This window comes from Nocardia sp. GCM10030253, assembly GCF_042675075.1.
Classification (GTDB): domain Bacteria; phylum Actinomycetota; class Actinomycetes; order Mycobacteriales; family Mycobacteriaceae; genus Nocardia.
In genome coordinates, this window is sequence record NZ_JBHTDL010000008.1 from 361692 (window position 1) to 375700 (window position 14009).

15 protein-coding genes are annotated in these 14009 nt (G+C 65.8%); 3 read left to right on the forward strand and 12 right to left on the reverse strand.

Annotated features, from left to right (window positions below):
- Positions 1-295 precede the first annotated feature (295 nt).
- Genes ACFQZZ_RS20190 through ACFQZZ_RS20200 form a run of 3 tightly spaced genes read left to right on the forward strand, consistent with a single transcriptional unit; the run spans position 296 to position 2021 of the window.
- Positions 296-1000 (forward strand): helix-turn-helix domain-containing protein, encoded by a 705-nt coding sequence (locus tag ACFQZZ_RS20190; RefSeq protein WP_378682781.1) that lies wholly within the window; start codon positions 296-298, stop codon positions 998-1000.
- A 12-nt stretch (positions 1001-1012) separates the two neighbouring features.
- A complete protein-coding gene (locus tag ACFQZZ_RS20195) occupies positions 1013-1444 on the forward strand; it encodes a hypothetical protein (protein ID WP_378682784.1) in 432 nt (143 codons plus the stop codon).
- A 58-nt stretch (positions 1445-1502) separates the two neighbouring features.
- Positions 1503-2021 carry a hypothetical protein gene (locus tag ACFQZZ_RS20200; protein WP_378682787.1) on the forward strand — a complete coding sequence of 173 codons (519 nt, stop codon included), beginning with the start codon at positions 1503-1505 and terminating at the stop codon, positions 2019-2021.
- Positions 2022-2096: 75 nt separating this feature from the next.
- On the opposite strand, the gene hpf is transcribed toward ACFQZZ_RS20200, so the two are convergent.
- From hpf to ACFQZZ_RS20260, 12 genes are all read right to left on the reverse strand, one after another.
- A complete protein-coding gene (hpf, locus tag ACFQZZ_RS20205; protein ID WP_378683181.1) occupies positions 2097-2801 on the reverse strand; it encodes a ribosome hibernation-promoting factor, HPF/YfiA family in 705 nt (234 codons plus the stop codon).
- Positions 2802-3031: 230 nt separating this feature from the next.
- Complete coding sequence (locus ACFQZZ_RS20210) at positions 3032-3676, reverse strand: ComF family protein (RefSeq protein ID WP_378682790.1); 645 nt, start codon at positions 3674-3676, stop codon at positions 3032-3034.
- Between the two features lie 69 nt (positions 3677-3745).
- Positions 3746-5560: an MtrAB system accessory lipoprotein LpqB gene (gene lpqB / locus ACFQZZ_RS20215; protein WP_378682793.1), complete on the reverse strand. Its 1815-nt coding sequence runs from the start codon at positions 5558-5560 to the stop codon at positions 3746-3748.
- Positions 5557-7338 carry an MtrAB system histidine kinase MtrB gene (gene mtrB, locus ACFQZZ_RS20220; protein WP_378683184.1) on the reverse strand — a complete coding sequence of 594 codons (1782 nt, stop codon included), beginning with the start codon at positions 7336-7338 and terminating at the stop codon, positions 5557-5559. Before mtrB ends, lpqB begins: the two co-directional genes overlap by 4 nt.
- 38 nt (positions 7339-7376) lie before the next feature.
- The gene (gene mtrA / locus ACFQZZ_RS20225; RefSeq protein WP_378682796.1) at positions 7377-8054 is read right to left on the reverse strand and encodes an MtrAB system response regulator MtrA; all 678 of its coding nucleotides are present in this window, start codon (positions 8052-8054) and stop codon (positions 7377-7379) included.
- A 78-nt stretch (positions 8055-8132) separates the two neighbouring features.
- Positions 8133-8780, reverse strand: coding sequence for a dTMP kinase (locus ACFQZZ_RS20230; protein ID WP_378682799.1), 648 nt, complete (start codon positions 8778-8780; stop codon positions 8133-8135).
- Positions 8780-10264, reverse strand: a complete 1485-nt coding sequence (ahcY, locus tag ACFQZZ_RS20235; protein ID WP_378682802.1) for an adenosylhomocysteinase — start codon at positions 10262-10264, stop codon at positions 8780-8782. The genes ACFQZZ_RS20230 and ahcY overlap by 1 nt, the downstream gene beginning before the upstream one ends.
- 68 nt (positions 10265-10332) lie before the next feature.
- Positions 10333-11436, reverse strand: a complete 1104-nt coding sequence (locus tag ACFQZZ_RS20240) for an alkane 1-monooxygenase (protein WP_378682804.1) — start codon at positions 11434-11436, stop codon at positions 10333-10335.
- 247 nt (positions 11437-11683) lie between these two features.
- On the reverse strand, positions 11684-12304 hold the full coding sequence (locus ACFQZZ_RS20245) for a TetR/AcrR family transcriptional regulator (protein ID WP_378682807.1): 621 nt from the start codon (positions 12302-12304) through the stop codon (positions 11684-11686).
- A gap of 40 nt (positions 12305-12344) precedes the next feature.
- The gene (locus tag ACFQZZ_RS20250; RefSeq protein ID WP_063047281.1) at positions 12345-12527 is read right to left on the reverse strand and encodes a rubredoxin; all 183 of its coding nucleotides are present in this window, start codon (positions 12525-12527) and stop codon (positions 12345-12347) included.
- Positions 12524-12697 carry a rubredoxin gene (locus ACFQZZ_RS20255; protein ID WP_378682811.1) on the reverse strand — a complete coding sequence of 58 codons (174 nt, stop codon included), beginning with the start codon at positions 12695-12697 and terminating at the stop codon, positions 12524-12526. Before ACFQZZ_RS20255 ends, ACFQZZ_RS20250 begins: the two co-directional genes overlap by 4 nt.
- On the reverse strand, positions 12694-13959 hold the full coding sequence (locus ACFQZZ_RS20260) for an alkane 1-monooxygenase (protein ID WP_378682813.1): 1266 nt from the start codon (positions 13957-13959) through the stop codon (positions 12694-12696). Before ACFQZZ_RS20260 ends, ACFQZZ_RS20255 begins: the two co-directional genes overlap by 4 nt.
- Positions 13960-14009: the final 50 nt, after the last annotated feature.

The window sequence follows — 14009 nt, forward strand, 5'->3', positions numbered from 1 at the left end:
TAACTTACTCCAAGGTAAGTTCTGGCGCCACGGCCCCGGCTCAGCGATCCCCTCCAGTGCCGCTGAGCCGGTTCGTCGCCGGTGAGCCGACCTGTCGCGCGCCGTTGCGCAACAGACCGGGCGCCAGTCCCGGCGAACGCCCCTGCTCGTTCCGGAACTGACCGAAGCCGACACTCAGCAAGGCCGACGTCGTTCACTCGGCGCGAAGGAACAGTAGCAATTTTGTCATGGATTTTTCAAACTTTTTCTATCAAGTTGTCTTTTCGATTAGGCTGGATCTACCATGAGGCCCACTATGCAAAGCCCTTCGGAGCTGTCGCGACAGAAGCGCTTCGGCCGCATCATCAAGGAGCGCCGGGATGAACTCGGCCTGACCCAGATGCAGATCGGTGATCTTGGAGGGCCCTCGGCGCCGACGATCAGGAAGATCGAAGACGGCGACGCGGCGATCAGCACGCACACGCTCAACAAACTCGACGCCCCTTTGCGCTGGCTGCCCGGCAGTGCCGCGCGCACCTACGCAGGCGGCACTCCCGCCGCCAACGACGTCGATGTGTACGCACCGAAATCCGACGAGTCGATCGTGTCCGGGCCCGATTCGATCCGCTTCGAGATCTCGGATCTGACCGGTCTACTCGCGGCGGCAGGTCGACTCAACGACGCCGTCGAGCGCGGCCGGACGACCGAACCCCATGTGGTATCGGCGATCTCGGACCTCAACGCCGTCGTCTCCCGATTGTCGGCGCGCTACGCGACGGCGATGCTCGAACGCAACGGTGGGCCGGGCAGGCATCTGCATCCGCTTGTCGAGATGGCGTTTTCACATCTGCTCGAGGTACCTGCCGAGGCAGACGATCCGACAGAATTCGAAGAGCGCCGTTATCGCCGCTGGCTGGCAGGCCGAACCGAGGATGTGGACACCAGCACGGAGGCCCGGTTTCGAGCCCGCTGGCTGGCAGCAAACAATGGTGCGATACCGATCCGAAACGGCAGGCACTGAGGGGTGATGGACATGACCGACGACGCGGCAGCTCGCGCAAAGCTCGCGCTCAGTCACAAGATCAACCGGCTGTTCACCACCGTGCACCCGCGCTCAGCGCCGGAACGTACAACGTCATCGGTGGCCGAGCATGTCAGCGACCAACTGCGGCGCGAGGTGCGCACGACTGACATCGAGAAAATGCGGCGCGGCGAATTCGACAGCGCGACTGCCGCGGTCGACGTCGCCGTCCTCACCGCGATCGCGCAATGCTTCGGCGTGAGCGCCGACTACCTGACCACAACGGGGCCCGCCGCGGTCGCGATCGACCGAGAGTTGGAGTTGCTCGCCACCATGCGCGACGCCAATGTCGCCAGCATCGCGCTGCGCGGTTCGGACATCGATCCCGCCATGCTCACCGCCATCATCGAGAGCGCGGATCGGCTCGGACCACCGACTCGGTAACATCTTCTCCTACCGGGGCGGGGACCGTTGAGCCGCTGTATGTAGGAGATCGCATCGAATGACCGGTATGGACAACCGATTTCGGGAACTTGCCCAGACCGTTCCGATACCCCGACCCTGGGATCTGCCGACCTACCTGAACGCGGTCGCCGCTCATCGCGGCCGCACGATCACGCTGCTTCCGGTCGACACCGCCATCCTCGCGGGCACCGGCTGCGGTACCGGCAGCGGACTGTGGATCGCCAAGCATGACAGCGACGTGATCGCCTATGGCGCCGACACCACCGAATGGCACGCCGAGCACATCATCGTGCACGAACTCGGGCATATGCTGCTCGGGCACGGGGCGGAATCGTCGCGCACCGAAAAGTCCCCGACACAGACCTACGCCGCGATCGCCGGCCTGCTCCCCTCGATCTCCCCGGAATCCATCGCACACGTCCTCGGTCGCAGCGATTACGAATCCACCCGCGAGCGCGACGCCGAAACCTTCGCCGACCTTGTCATGCTCCAGGCCATGCGCCCCCAACGCCGAGAATCCTTGCTACACAAGACATTCTTCCGCGACAGACGGTGACAACGACCTCGCGCATCGCAATTCTCCGGGCACCCAACTCGTGCGCCGACTACCCGGAGAGGTGGAGCGCGGCAACTACGCGAGCCGGATGAGGCCGTAGTCGAAGGCGTGGCGACGATAGACGACCGACGGTCGGTCGGTCTCTTTGTCTTGGAAGAGGAAGAAGTCGTGGCCGACGAGCTCCATCTCATAGAGGGCATCGTCGACGGACATCGGGGTCGCGGTATGCACCTTGGTGCGGACGATATGGCCGGGACCGGCCGCATAGTCCGTCGCATCCGACTGCTCGGGAGCACGGCGGCTCTCACCCTCGGGGTGGTCGTGCGCCGTGGTGGATCCGTCGGGAACGAAAAGTGAATCGTCGATCAGGTCCGCGGTGGCCTGGGCAACCGACACGGGGGTTTTGTCACCGTAGTGCACCCGGCGCCGATCCTTGGTACGGCGTAGGCGGCTCTCCAGCTTCCCTGTCACCGACTCGAGCGCGGCATAGAAACTGTCCGCGCAGGCTTCCGCCCGGACGACCGGACCCTTGCCACGCGCGGTGATCTCCACCCGCTGACAGCTCTTGCGCTGTCGACGATTACGTTCGTGGAACAGCTCGACGTCGAAGAGGAAGATCGACGGATCGAAGCGTTCGAGTCGGGAGAGTTTCTCCGCGACGTAGATTCGGAAATGATCGGGTACCTCGACGTTGCGACCTTTGACAACGACGTCTGCGCTAGGGGTCCTAGGGCGGTCCGCTGGGGTTTGCTCTGTCTGATCCTTGGCGCCGGAATCCAGCACCAAAGAATCGGCATCTTTCACTGAAGGTCGTGAAGAAGTCGTCACGCGTACCTCCCGGATATGGCCGCACAAACCGATGCGCGTGCGGCGGGATGAGCCGTGCCGATTGACAATCTCTCGGCACATGATGTCCGAGGCGCCACCTCCAAACTGCCGGTTCGGGTGTGTGATCGCGACGGTAGTACGCCAACGGGCGGTCCGCCAGTGTTCACGCAAATTTCCCGGAGTCAAGCCGAACACGTCACCAGCACGGCACGTACCGACACCCCGATCCCGGCAAGCACGCGGACCGATTCGCTGGCTGTCGCGCCGGTTGTCAGCACGTCGTCGACCAGCACTACCTCGGCATTCGCCGGCACCTCCGCCCGGTCGCGACGACCGGGCACCGCGACGATCCGGCCGCACAAATTATGTTGCCGCTCACTTGGTGTCAAGCCCACCGAATCCCGCACTCCCCACCACATCCGTATCAGTGGTACCACCCGGCAATCGGGCAGCCACCTCACGGCGGCGTGCGCCGCGCGCACCACCGGATCCCCACCCCGGCGCCTGGCCGCCGCCGCCCGGCTCGGCGCCGGAATCAGCACCAGCGCCCGATCCTGCGCCCGCAACCGCGCCAGCCCACCCGCGAGCGCCAGCCCGAGCGGCGCCGCGAGATCACGGCGCCCGCGCTCCTTCGCCGCAAGCACCGCGCGCCGACCTGGGCCCGCGTACCGTCCGAGCGCCCAGCACGGCACCCCGGGATCGGTACGCGGCCAGACCCGCACCGGCGGCCCCGCAAGCGCGCCAGCACATTCCGCGCACCAACCCACGCCGACCGCACCGCAACCGGCGCAGGCCTCGGGCAGGATCAGATCCAGCAGCGTCCGCATCGGCACAGTGTGCTTGCGCCCACCGACATACTCCGAAACCCGGTATTGCGGTAGGCGTTCGGTCAGACCTCAGCCCGGCAGCACCGGAACGGCATTCGCGCCGAGCCCGGGCACCTCGCGCCAGTAGGGCTCGCCGCCGCCGGGGTTACTGGTCAACTCCAGCACCGCGCGCAAGTCGGCGACGTACTGGTGTTCCGGTGATGCGCTGACCAGCCGCACCGGCGGGGTCAGATTCTGGCTTGTCTGCGGGAGGGGTTGCGAACCATCCACCGACACGCTGCTGACCGGGTCGACATTGCCTTCACGAGCGATGAGCAAGGTGTCGCCACCGAACCAGTCCACCGACACAGCGGCCGTGCTCAGTCCGACACCCACCGGAAGCGGTGAGGTCAGTGCGTACTTGCCGTTGGGCTGCGGGACGACGACCGCGAGGTAGACCTTGCCATCGGCGATCATCGCGGCGCGCACGCCGGTTCGAGAGATCCGCAGTTCGGTGATCGGCAACCGGAATGTCGGGCTGGGAATCACCGCGGTCAGTGCCGAGATGTCGACATCCTGTACCGAGACGGTTCCGGTGGCCCGGTCGTTGACCGCGCGGATGACCCGTTCGCCGTCGATGACCGCCCAGGCGGCGCTGCCGTCGGCATTCCAGGATGGCCTGCTGATGGTTGTGCCTTCGGCGACCGGGAAGGCATTGCCGCCGTAGCTGCCGACCATCAGGGTGCGTGGCGGTTCGGGTGGCGGCCGCCCGGCATCGGCGACGGCGGCGACGAGTTGGCCGTCCGGCGACAGCGCGACCGACTGCAGATTGTTCACGGCGCCGAAGTAACCGGGCGGGGTGACCATGCCGTCCGCGGTGACCTGCACAAGGGATCCGTTGCGCAGGGCGTGCAATCCGATCTTGTTCTGCGTATGCGCCGCCAAGCTGAGCTGTTCGACGTCGGCGACCGACCAGCCGTTGGCGGCGAATCGCTCGTCCAGCGGTTTGCCGTCGGCCAGCAGCATGTACGGGCCGAGGATGTCGGCGCCCGCGAGGGTGAGAACCACCTGCCCGGCCAGCAGTTCGCGGTCCCGTGGCGACAGGTTGGCGGCGCCCGCGAAGTCGATGCGCACGCCGCCGAGCCCGACACCGACTTCACCGGGATCGCTGCCCGCCTTGGTGACCGGGCCGCGCAGCGCGACAGGCGGCGCCAGCTCGTTGCGCACCACTGTGGCCAGCGCGGGCTGACTGCCCGCGAGGAGCAGGCTCAGCAGCCGCTGGGTCAGTTGATTCTTGGCCACCGAGATCCACCGCAGATCGGGCACAACGGTGCTGCCCGACGGGTCGATGAAGTACAGCACGTAACGCCGGTAGGACTTGGCGAATGCGGATTTGTCCACGATCACGCCGTCCGGCAGCTCGTCGATGCGCCACTCTCCGTCGACCTTGGACATTTCGATCTTGTTTTCCAATGGCCCGTCGTACGCCCGATAGGCGCCGTCCGGCGACAGCTCACCGACCTTGTGCGTCCGGATGACATAGGTCGCCTTGTCGCCCACCCGGGATTCGCGCAGCGTGTCCGTCTTCTCGACGATGGTCGTGCTCGCCGTGTCGTCCCACTGCGCCGACGCCGACGGCGTCATGTACTGCCTGGCGGCGAGGTGTCTGCTGGACGGATCGGCGGTGGCCTGCAGGAAGTCACGCAGCAACAGGTCCGGATCGCGACCGGCGATGGGCGGCGGTGGTCCGTCGTTGGTCGGTTCCCTGTTGATGGTGCCGAGCGCCTGCGGTGCGGAGGATTCCGGCAGGCTCGCGCAGCCGGTGAGTATCAGCAACGTGGCGATGGCGACCGCGCCGAGCGCGGACCGCCGGTGCGACATCGGATACCAGGCACGCATCCTCATGACTGTACGTCCCCCGGCTCAGCGACTTCGGTGTCGGCAACGGCACTATTGTCGGCCTGCGGTCCCACGCCATTCGTCGACTCGACCGGCTCGACCGGCTCCGGCCGCGGCGGCGCGGCCGCGGCCTGTTCGACCTCGCCATTGCCCGCCGGTTCGGATTCGACCGCGCGCAGCTGCGCGTGCTTGCGCAACGCCGGCTCGAGCGGCAGTGGGCTCGGGCCGAGCTTCTTGCCGCGCACCAGCGGCAGCGTGAGCCGGAAGCAGGCGCCGACGCCGATCTCGCCCCACGCCTCCAGCTTGCCCTCGTGCAGGTTCGCGTCTTCGACACTGATCGACAGACCGAGTCCGGTACCGCCCGAGCGGCGCATCCGCGACGGGTCCGAGCGCCAGAACCGGTTGAAGACCAGCTTCTCCTCGCCCGGCCGCAGGCCGATGCCCTGATCGCGGACGATCACCGCGACCGCGTTGGCGTCGAGATCGCCGCGCATCCGGATCAGCACCGGCTTGCCCTCGCTGTGGTCGATCGCGTTGGCGAGCAGGTTGCGCAGCACCCGCTCGACCCGGCGCGGATCGACCTCGGCGACGAGCGGCTCCTCCGGCATGTCGACGACGACCTCGACGCCGGCCTCCTTGGCAAGATGCCGGACGGTCGAAATCGCGGCCCGCGCACACATCCGCACGTCGAGGGATTCGACTTGAAGCTCGGCGACGCCCGCGTCGTGACGGCTGATCTCGAGCAGATCGTTCAACAGACCCTCGAATCGGTCCAGCTCGGTGACCAGCAGTTCGGCACTACGGGCCAGCGCGGCGTCGAGATCGTCGCTGCTGCCGTGGATCAGATCGGCGGCCATGCGCACAGTGGTCAGCGGGGTCCGCAGCTCGTGGCTGACATCCGAGGTGAATCGGCGCTGCAGATTGCCGAACTCCTCCAGCTGGGTGATCTGGTTGGACAGGCTCTCGGCCATCTCGTTGAAGGCCTGGGCCAGCCGCGCCATATCGTCTTCGCCGCGCACCAACATGCGCTCCTTGAGTCTGCCGTCGGCGAAACGGCCCGCGATCCGGGCGGCCGAGCGGATCGGCAGCACCACCTGACGGGTGACGAGCGCGGTGATCGCGGCAAGCAGAACCAGCAGCACGATGCCGCCGATCATCATGGTGCCGCGCATCAGCGACAGGCTGCGTTCCTCGTTGGCCAGCGGGAAGATCAGGTAGATCTGCAGCGTGGGGATCTCGGCGCTCGGGCTGCCGATGATCAGCGAGCGGCCCCGGTATCCATCGGGGTCGGCGACCGTGGCGAACTGATAGCTGACCTGGTTGCGATCGACGTAGCGGCGCAGCTCCTCCGGCACCTCCTGGATCGGACCGGTCGAGATCTGCTGCAGCGGGGTACCGCCGACGATGCTCAGCGCCGAGTCGAAACTGCCCGCCGCACCACTGGATTGGCCGGTCCCACCGCGGTTGGACAGCGCGTCGCGCGCGTCGGCGAGACGCTGCTGCTGGGTGCCGATGTCGTGCACGCCCGCGAGCTGGTTCTCCACCGTGTTGCGGGCGCGATCCATCTCCTCGACCGCCGCGTTGATCTTGGCGTCGAGTAATCGGTCGGTGATCTGACTGGTCAGCACCACGCCGAGGATCGTGATGACGATCAACGACAAGGTGAGTGTGGAGACGATGACGCGCAATTGCAGCGACCGTCGCCACACATGGCCGAGCGCGGTGCCGACCTCCTTGAACCAAGCGACCACCGGCGCGAGCGATCGTTCGAAACGCTGGGCCACCCCTTCCCTGTCGTTCGAACGATCGGCATCGCCTTCGATCACGGGGGTCCGGCCTTGTAACCGACGCCACGGACGGTGAGCACGATCTCCGGATTCTCCGGATCTTTCTCGACCTTCGCGCGCAGTCGCTGCACGTGCACGTTCACCAGGCGGGTATCGGCGGCATGCCGGTAGCCCCAGACCTGCTCGAGCAGCACCTCACGGGTGAACACCTGGCGCGGCTTGCGGGCAAGCGCGACCAGCAGATCGAACTCCAGCGGCGTCAGCGAGATCTGCAAGCCGCCGCGCGTCACCTTGTGCGCGGGCACATCGATGACGATGTCGGCGATGGACAGCAGCTCGGCAGGCTCCTCCTCGGTGCGGCGCAGGCGAGCACGCACCCGGGCAACAAGCTCCTTGGGCTTGAACGGCTTGACGATGTAATCGTCGGCGCCGGACTCCAGACCGAGCACGACGTCGACCGTGTCGGTCTTCGCCGTGAGCATCACGATCGGAACTCCGGAGTCGGCCCGCAGCACGCGGCATACATCGATGCCGTTCATGCCGGGCAGCATCAGGTCCAACAACACAAGATCGGGGCGGATCTCCCGAACCGCCGCCAGCGCCTGCGTACCGTCGCCGACCACATGCGGGTCGAACCCTTCCCCGCGCAAGACGATCGTGAGCATCTCAGCGAGCGCCATATCGTCGTCGACGACCAGAATCTTGGGCTTCATAATTACTATGGTGTCATCTCTCCGGCTCGGATCGGGCCGCCACGCCAACACTCGTGGGATCCCGCGGCACATCCAACCTTATCGGCCAGCAATTTCGGCGAGTCGCGAGGCCAATGAGGCCGGATCGTCACCGGATCGGTATATCCACCACGGACCGTGCCAGCTACTTTCGGCCAGCTCTCGGTACACCTCGGCGGTCCGCTGCTGTAGTCCGTCGTCGCGTTCGTAGGCATCGAGTGCGCGGGTCTCGTCGAGTTCCCCACGCCTGCGCGCCCGCTCGGCGGCGACAGCTGTCGGCACGTCGAGGTACAGCTGCACGGCGGGCACCGGCAGTCCGAAACGCCCGAACTCCAATTCGGCTGCCCACCGGGCGATCTCACCGTCGGCGGTTTGGTGCAGCCGCGCGCAGTTGTAGGCGACGTTGGACGCGACGTAGCGATCGAGGATCACGACGTCGTTGTCCGCCAAGAGCTTCGACAGCTCATCGCGGGCATCGGCGCGATCGAGCGCGAACAGCAACGCCATCGCGTACACCGATGCCGCGAGGTCGCCGTGCGCACCGTGCAGCGCCTCCGACGCCAAATCCGCGTGCACCGAACGCCCATAGCGCGGGAAGGCGAGCGTGGTCGCCCGCACTCCCCGCGCCGTCAACGCGGCGACGACGGCGTCGGTCAGCGTTCGCTTTCCGGCGCCGTCGAGTCCTTCCAGCGCGACAAGGACGCCCATCAGTACCGGTAGTGCTCCGGCTTGAACGGGCCCTCGACGTCGACGCCGATGTACTCGGCCTGGTCCTTGGTGAGCTTGGTCAGCGTGCCACCGAGCGCCTCGACGTGGATCTTCGCGACCTTCTCGTCCAGATGCTTCGGCAGGCGGTAGACCTCGTTGTCGTACTCCTCCGGCTTGGTCCACAGCTCGATCTGCGCGATCACCTGGTTGGAGAAGCTGTTGGACATCACGAACGAGGGATGGCCGGTGGCGTTGCCCAGGTTCAGCAGGCGGCCCTCCGACAGCACGATGATCGCCTTGCCCGACTCCTTGAACGTCCACAGGTCGACCTGCGGCTTGATGTTCAATCGCGTTGCGCCGGAACGCTCCAGCGCCGCCATGTCGATCTCGTTGTCGAAGTGACCGATATTGCCGAGGATGGCCTGGTCCTTCATCGCCTTCATGTGCTCGAGGGTGATGATGTCCTTGTTGCCGGTCGAGGTGATCACGATGTCGGCGTTGCCGATCGCCTGCTCGACGGTGACGACGTCGTAGCCGTCCATCAGCGCCTGCAGCGCGTTGATCGGGTCGATCTCGGTGACCTGCACCCGAGCGCCCTGTCCCGCAAGCGATTCCGCGCAGCCCTTGCCGACATCGCCGTAGCCGCAGATCAATACCTTCTTGCCGCCGATGAGCACATCGGTGCCGCGGTTGATGCCGTCGATGAGCGAGTGGCGGGTGCCGTACTTGTTGTCGAACTTGCTCTTGGTGACCGAGTCGTTGACGTTGATGGCCGGGAACACCAGTTCGCCCGCCGCGGCGAACTGGTAGAGCCGCAGCACGCCGGTGGTGGTCTCCTCGGTGACGCCCTGCACCGAGTCGGCGATCTTGCCCCACTTGGTCTTGTCGGTCTCGAGCCGCTCGCGCAGCAGATTCAGGAAGACCTTGTACTCGGCCGAGTGGTCCTCGTCCTCCGGCGGCACCACGCCCGCCTTCTCGAACTGCGCGCCGCGCAGCACCAGCATGGTGGCGTCGCCGCCGTCGTCGAGGATCATGTTGGCGGGCTCGCCCGGCCAGGTGAGCATCTGCTCGGCGGCCCACCAGTACTCCTCCAGGGTTTCGCCCTTCCAGGCGAAGACCGGGGTGCCCTGAGGCTCGTCCACGGTGCCGTTCGGGCCGACGACGACGGCCGCGGCGGCGTGGTCCTGGGTGGAGAAGATGTTGCAGGAGGCCCAGCGCACCTCGGCGCCGAGACTCACGAGGGTTTCGATAAGCACCGCGGTCTGGATCGTCATGTGCAGCGAACCGGAGATCCGCGCACCCTTCAGCGGCAGCACCTCCGCGTATTCGCGGCGCAGCGCCATCAGGCCGGGCATCTCGTGCTCGGCGAGGCGGATCTCCTTGCGGCCGAACTCGGCCAGCGACAGGTCCGCCACCTTGTAATCGATGCCATTGCGGACATCAGCGGTCAGGGACGTGCGTGCGGGAAGTTCTGAGGTCGTCATCTGCCTCTATCAGCCTCTCCTGGTTCGTCAGTACCGAGGCAAGGCTAGTCGCTGAATCGACCCACGGACTACGCGGTCACCCCGTAGTCGGAAAGAATACGGCGGCGCTTGCGGGGCTGGATGTTCGCCAGGGTGATGTCACCGTCGTAATGGGCCAGCACCCGGTGATCCATGACATGGCGCCACAGCGGCGGAATCGCCGCGAACACGATCATGGTGGCGTACCCGGCGGGTAATTGCGGTGCCTGCATCGAGCTGCGCAAGGTCTGGTATCGGCGACCGGGATTGGCGTGATGGTCACTGTGGCGCTGCAGATGGAACAGGAAAATATTGGTGACAAGACGGTCGCTGTTCCAGCTGTCGCGCGGCGAACACCGCGCGTAGAGCCCCTTCGGCCTGCGCGCCCGCAGCAGACCGTAGTGCTCGACGTAGTTCACCGTCTCCAACAGGGCGATCCCGATCACGGCTTGCAGCAGCAGGAAGGGCAGCACACGCCAGCCGAACAGGCCGAGCAGCAGGCCGAACAGCGCGAGGCTCATCGACCACGCCTGCAGGATGTGGTTGTGCACGCTCCACCAGCGGTGGCCTTTGCGCGTCAAACGCTCACGTTCCAGTGCGACAGCCGAGCGGAATCCACCGGAAACGGTGCGCGGCAAGAACTCCCAGAGCGACTCCCCCATTCGGGCGCTGGCCGGATCCTCGGGAGTGGCGACCCTGGCGTGGTGTCCACGGTTGTGCTCGACGAAGAAATGGCCGTACCCCGACTGCGCGAGCGCGATCTTGGCGAGCCAGCGCTCCAGGTGCTCGACCCGGTGCCCGAGTTCATGCGCCGCGTTGATGCCGATGCCGCTGACGAATCCCAAGGTGGCGGCGAGCCCTAGCTTGTCGACGACGCCCAGTTCGTCACCGGCCCACATGTAGCTGGCGATACCGAGGCCCAACAGCTGGATGGGCAGGAAAAGGTAGGTGCACCAACGGTAGTAACGATCGTTGGACAGCAACTCGTAGTCCTCGTCGCGCGGATTGCTGCCGTCGTCGCCGATCACCCAGTCCAGTACCGGGATGACGATCAGCACGATGATCGGGCCGAGCCACCAGAAGACGACAGCCCCGGTGTGCAGAACCAGCTGTGATGGCAGCAGCGCGCACGACGGTGCGAGTAGGCCCAGCACCCACAGATGGCGCTTGGGGTCTGGCGACCCCGTCGGTTTGCCAACCGATTGCACGTTTGCCCCGCTAAATAAGTACCCTGACTCCGACGCATGACAATACATACAGACCTTATGACTGCTACACACCGGGAAGACTCCCAAAAGTGTCGGCAGTTACATGCCTGACAGTTGGTTTTTAAGCACATTGACCTGTGACGGCAATCACCGCACACCCCTGGCTAACCAGTGCCGAGCCCCCGCAGCGGCGCTAGCTCAATTCCCGCGCCGCCAGGATTGCCTCGACGTACGGACTCAGCAAATCGCTCAGATCGGCGGGCGCGTTCCGACCCGGCGCGGGCGGTGTCGGAATGTAGCTCAAGGCGATGCGCACCAGCGCATGTGCGAGAACCGCCGATTCGGCCGCCGTCGCACCCACCCAACTGTGCTGGAACGCGACAGCCAGCCGCTCGGTGGCATGTTCGAGCAACGGCCCGGCATCGAGAGTGATAAGCCGCAACAGATCCAGCTTCACCTCGCCTGCGAGCAGGGACTGCACCAGCGGGTCTGCGGCGGCCTCGAGGAAGAAGCCACCGAGGCCCTCGTGGAACGCGGCCCGGACGTCACCGACATTGCCGTCGATCGCCGTACGAACATGATCGACCAGATCGTCGGCCAAGCGCAGCGCATAGGACTGCGCGAGGCCCGACCGCGATCCGAATTCGTTGTACAGGGTCTGCCTGCTCACCCCGGCCCTGGCCGCCACGTCGCCGAGGGTGATCTTCGACCAGTCCCGCTCGGTGAGTAGCTCACGCATCGCGTCGAGGACCGATGTGCGCAGGAGTACCCGCGCCGCCTCCTGATACGGAACCCTCGGTCCTGTGCGCGGCATACCCGCGACATTGTCACGGGGATATGCCGCAGTCAAAATCTCACGACCGCTCGATCTCGACCATGTAGAAGTCGGCCTTCGCCGCGCCACAGTCCGGACAGGTCCAATCGTCGGGAATGTCGTCCCAGCGGGTGCCCGGCTCGATGCCGTCCTCCGGCCAGCCCTTGGCTTCGTCGTATTCGAAGCCGCACTGGATACATTGGAACAGCTTGTATTCGGTCATCTGGCAGCTCCCATCACTTCGAAGTCGATCTTTTCCCGCACCCCACAGTCCGGGCAGCACCAGTCGTCGGGCACTTTGTCCCACGACGTGCCCGCCGGGAAACCCTCGTGCGGTGCACCTTTCGCCTCGTCGTAGACGTAGTCGCAGACGGGGCAACGAAACGAGCTCATGCTCCAGCCGCCTCCACACCCGAACCCGCGGCCGCGGACCCCACCCCGTAGCGGGCGATCACCTTGTCCCGCTTGGCCGGATGGATGTTCGCGCGGGTGATGTCGCCGCCGTAGTGCGCGAGTACCCGCTTGTCCATCACCCGGCGCCACAGCGGCGGGAAGTAGGCGAGCAGGATCATGCTGGCGTAGCCGCTCGGCAGGTTGGGCGCGCCGTCCCAGCTGCGCAGCGTCTGGTAACGCCGCGTCGGATAGGCGTGGTGGTCACTGTGCCGCTGCAGGTGGTACAGGAAGATATTGGTGACGATGTGGTCGCTGTTCCAGCTGTGCACCGGGGACGGACGCTCGTACCGACCGGACGCGGTGCGCTGGCGCACCAAGCCGTAGTGCTCCAGGTAGTTGACCGCCTCCAGCAGGCTGAAGCCGACCACTGCCTGCAGGATCAGATATGGCAGCACTCCGATGCCGAACACCGCGATCAGCACCGCATACAGCGCCACCGACATCAGCCAGGCGCTGAGCACCTCGTTCTGCAGGCTCCACGGCTTCTTGCCGAGCCGTTCGAGGCGCGCCTTCTCCAGCCGCCACGAAGACCTGAAGCTGCCCCACACGGTGCGCGGCCAGAACGCCCAGAACGACTCGCCCAGACGGGAACTCGCCGGATCCTCCGGGGTGGCGACGCGCACGTGGTGGCCGCGATTGTGCTCGATGTAGAAGTGCCCGTAGAACGACTGGGCCAGGGCGATCCGCGACAGCCACCGCTCCAGGTCGACCTTCTTGTGTCCGAGCTCGTGCGCGGTGTTGATGCCGATGCCGCCGATCATGCCGACGGTGAGCGCGAGGCCGATCTTGTCGATGATGTGCAGGCCGCCGTCGATACCGAGCCAGCTCACATTGTCGGCGGTAATCAGGTAGCAGGCCATGATCAGCGTCGCGTACTGGAACGGCAGGTACAGGTAGGTGAGGTAGCGGTAGTACTTGTCGTTCTCCAGGTACTCCATCACCTCGTCGGGCGGGTTGTCGCCGTCCGGGCCGAAGAAGATGTCGGCCAGCGGGATGAGGACGTAGACCAGGACGGGCCCGAGCCAGAACGGCACCTGGGCCAGCCTGTCCCAGCCGAGTTCATTGAATGCCCAGATCAGGGGCAGGCCGATGGTGAAAAGGCCGGTCGGCGCGAACAACCCCCACAGCCACATGTACCGCTTGCGGTCCCGCCACGCCGCCGCCTCGACCTGACGGCCCGAGGTATCGGTTTCTGTCGACATCGTTGTCTCTCCATTCGAGCGGCGCATCACATGTGATGCGCGATACCCAC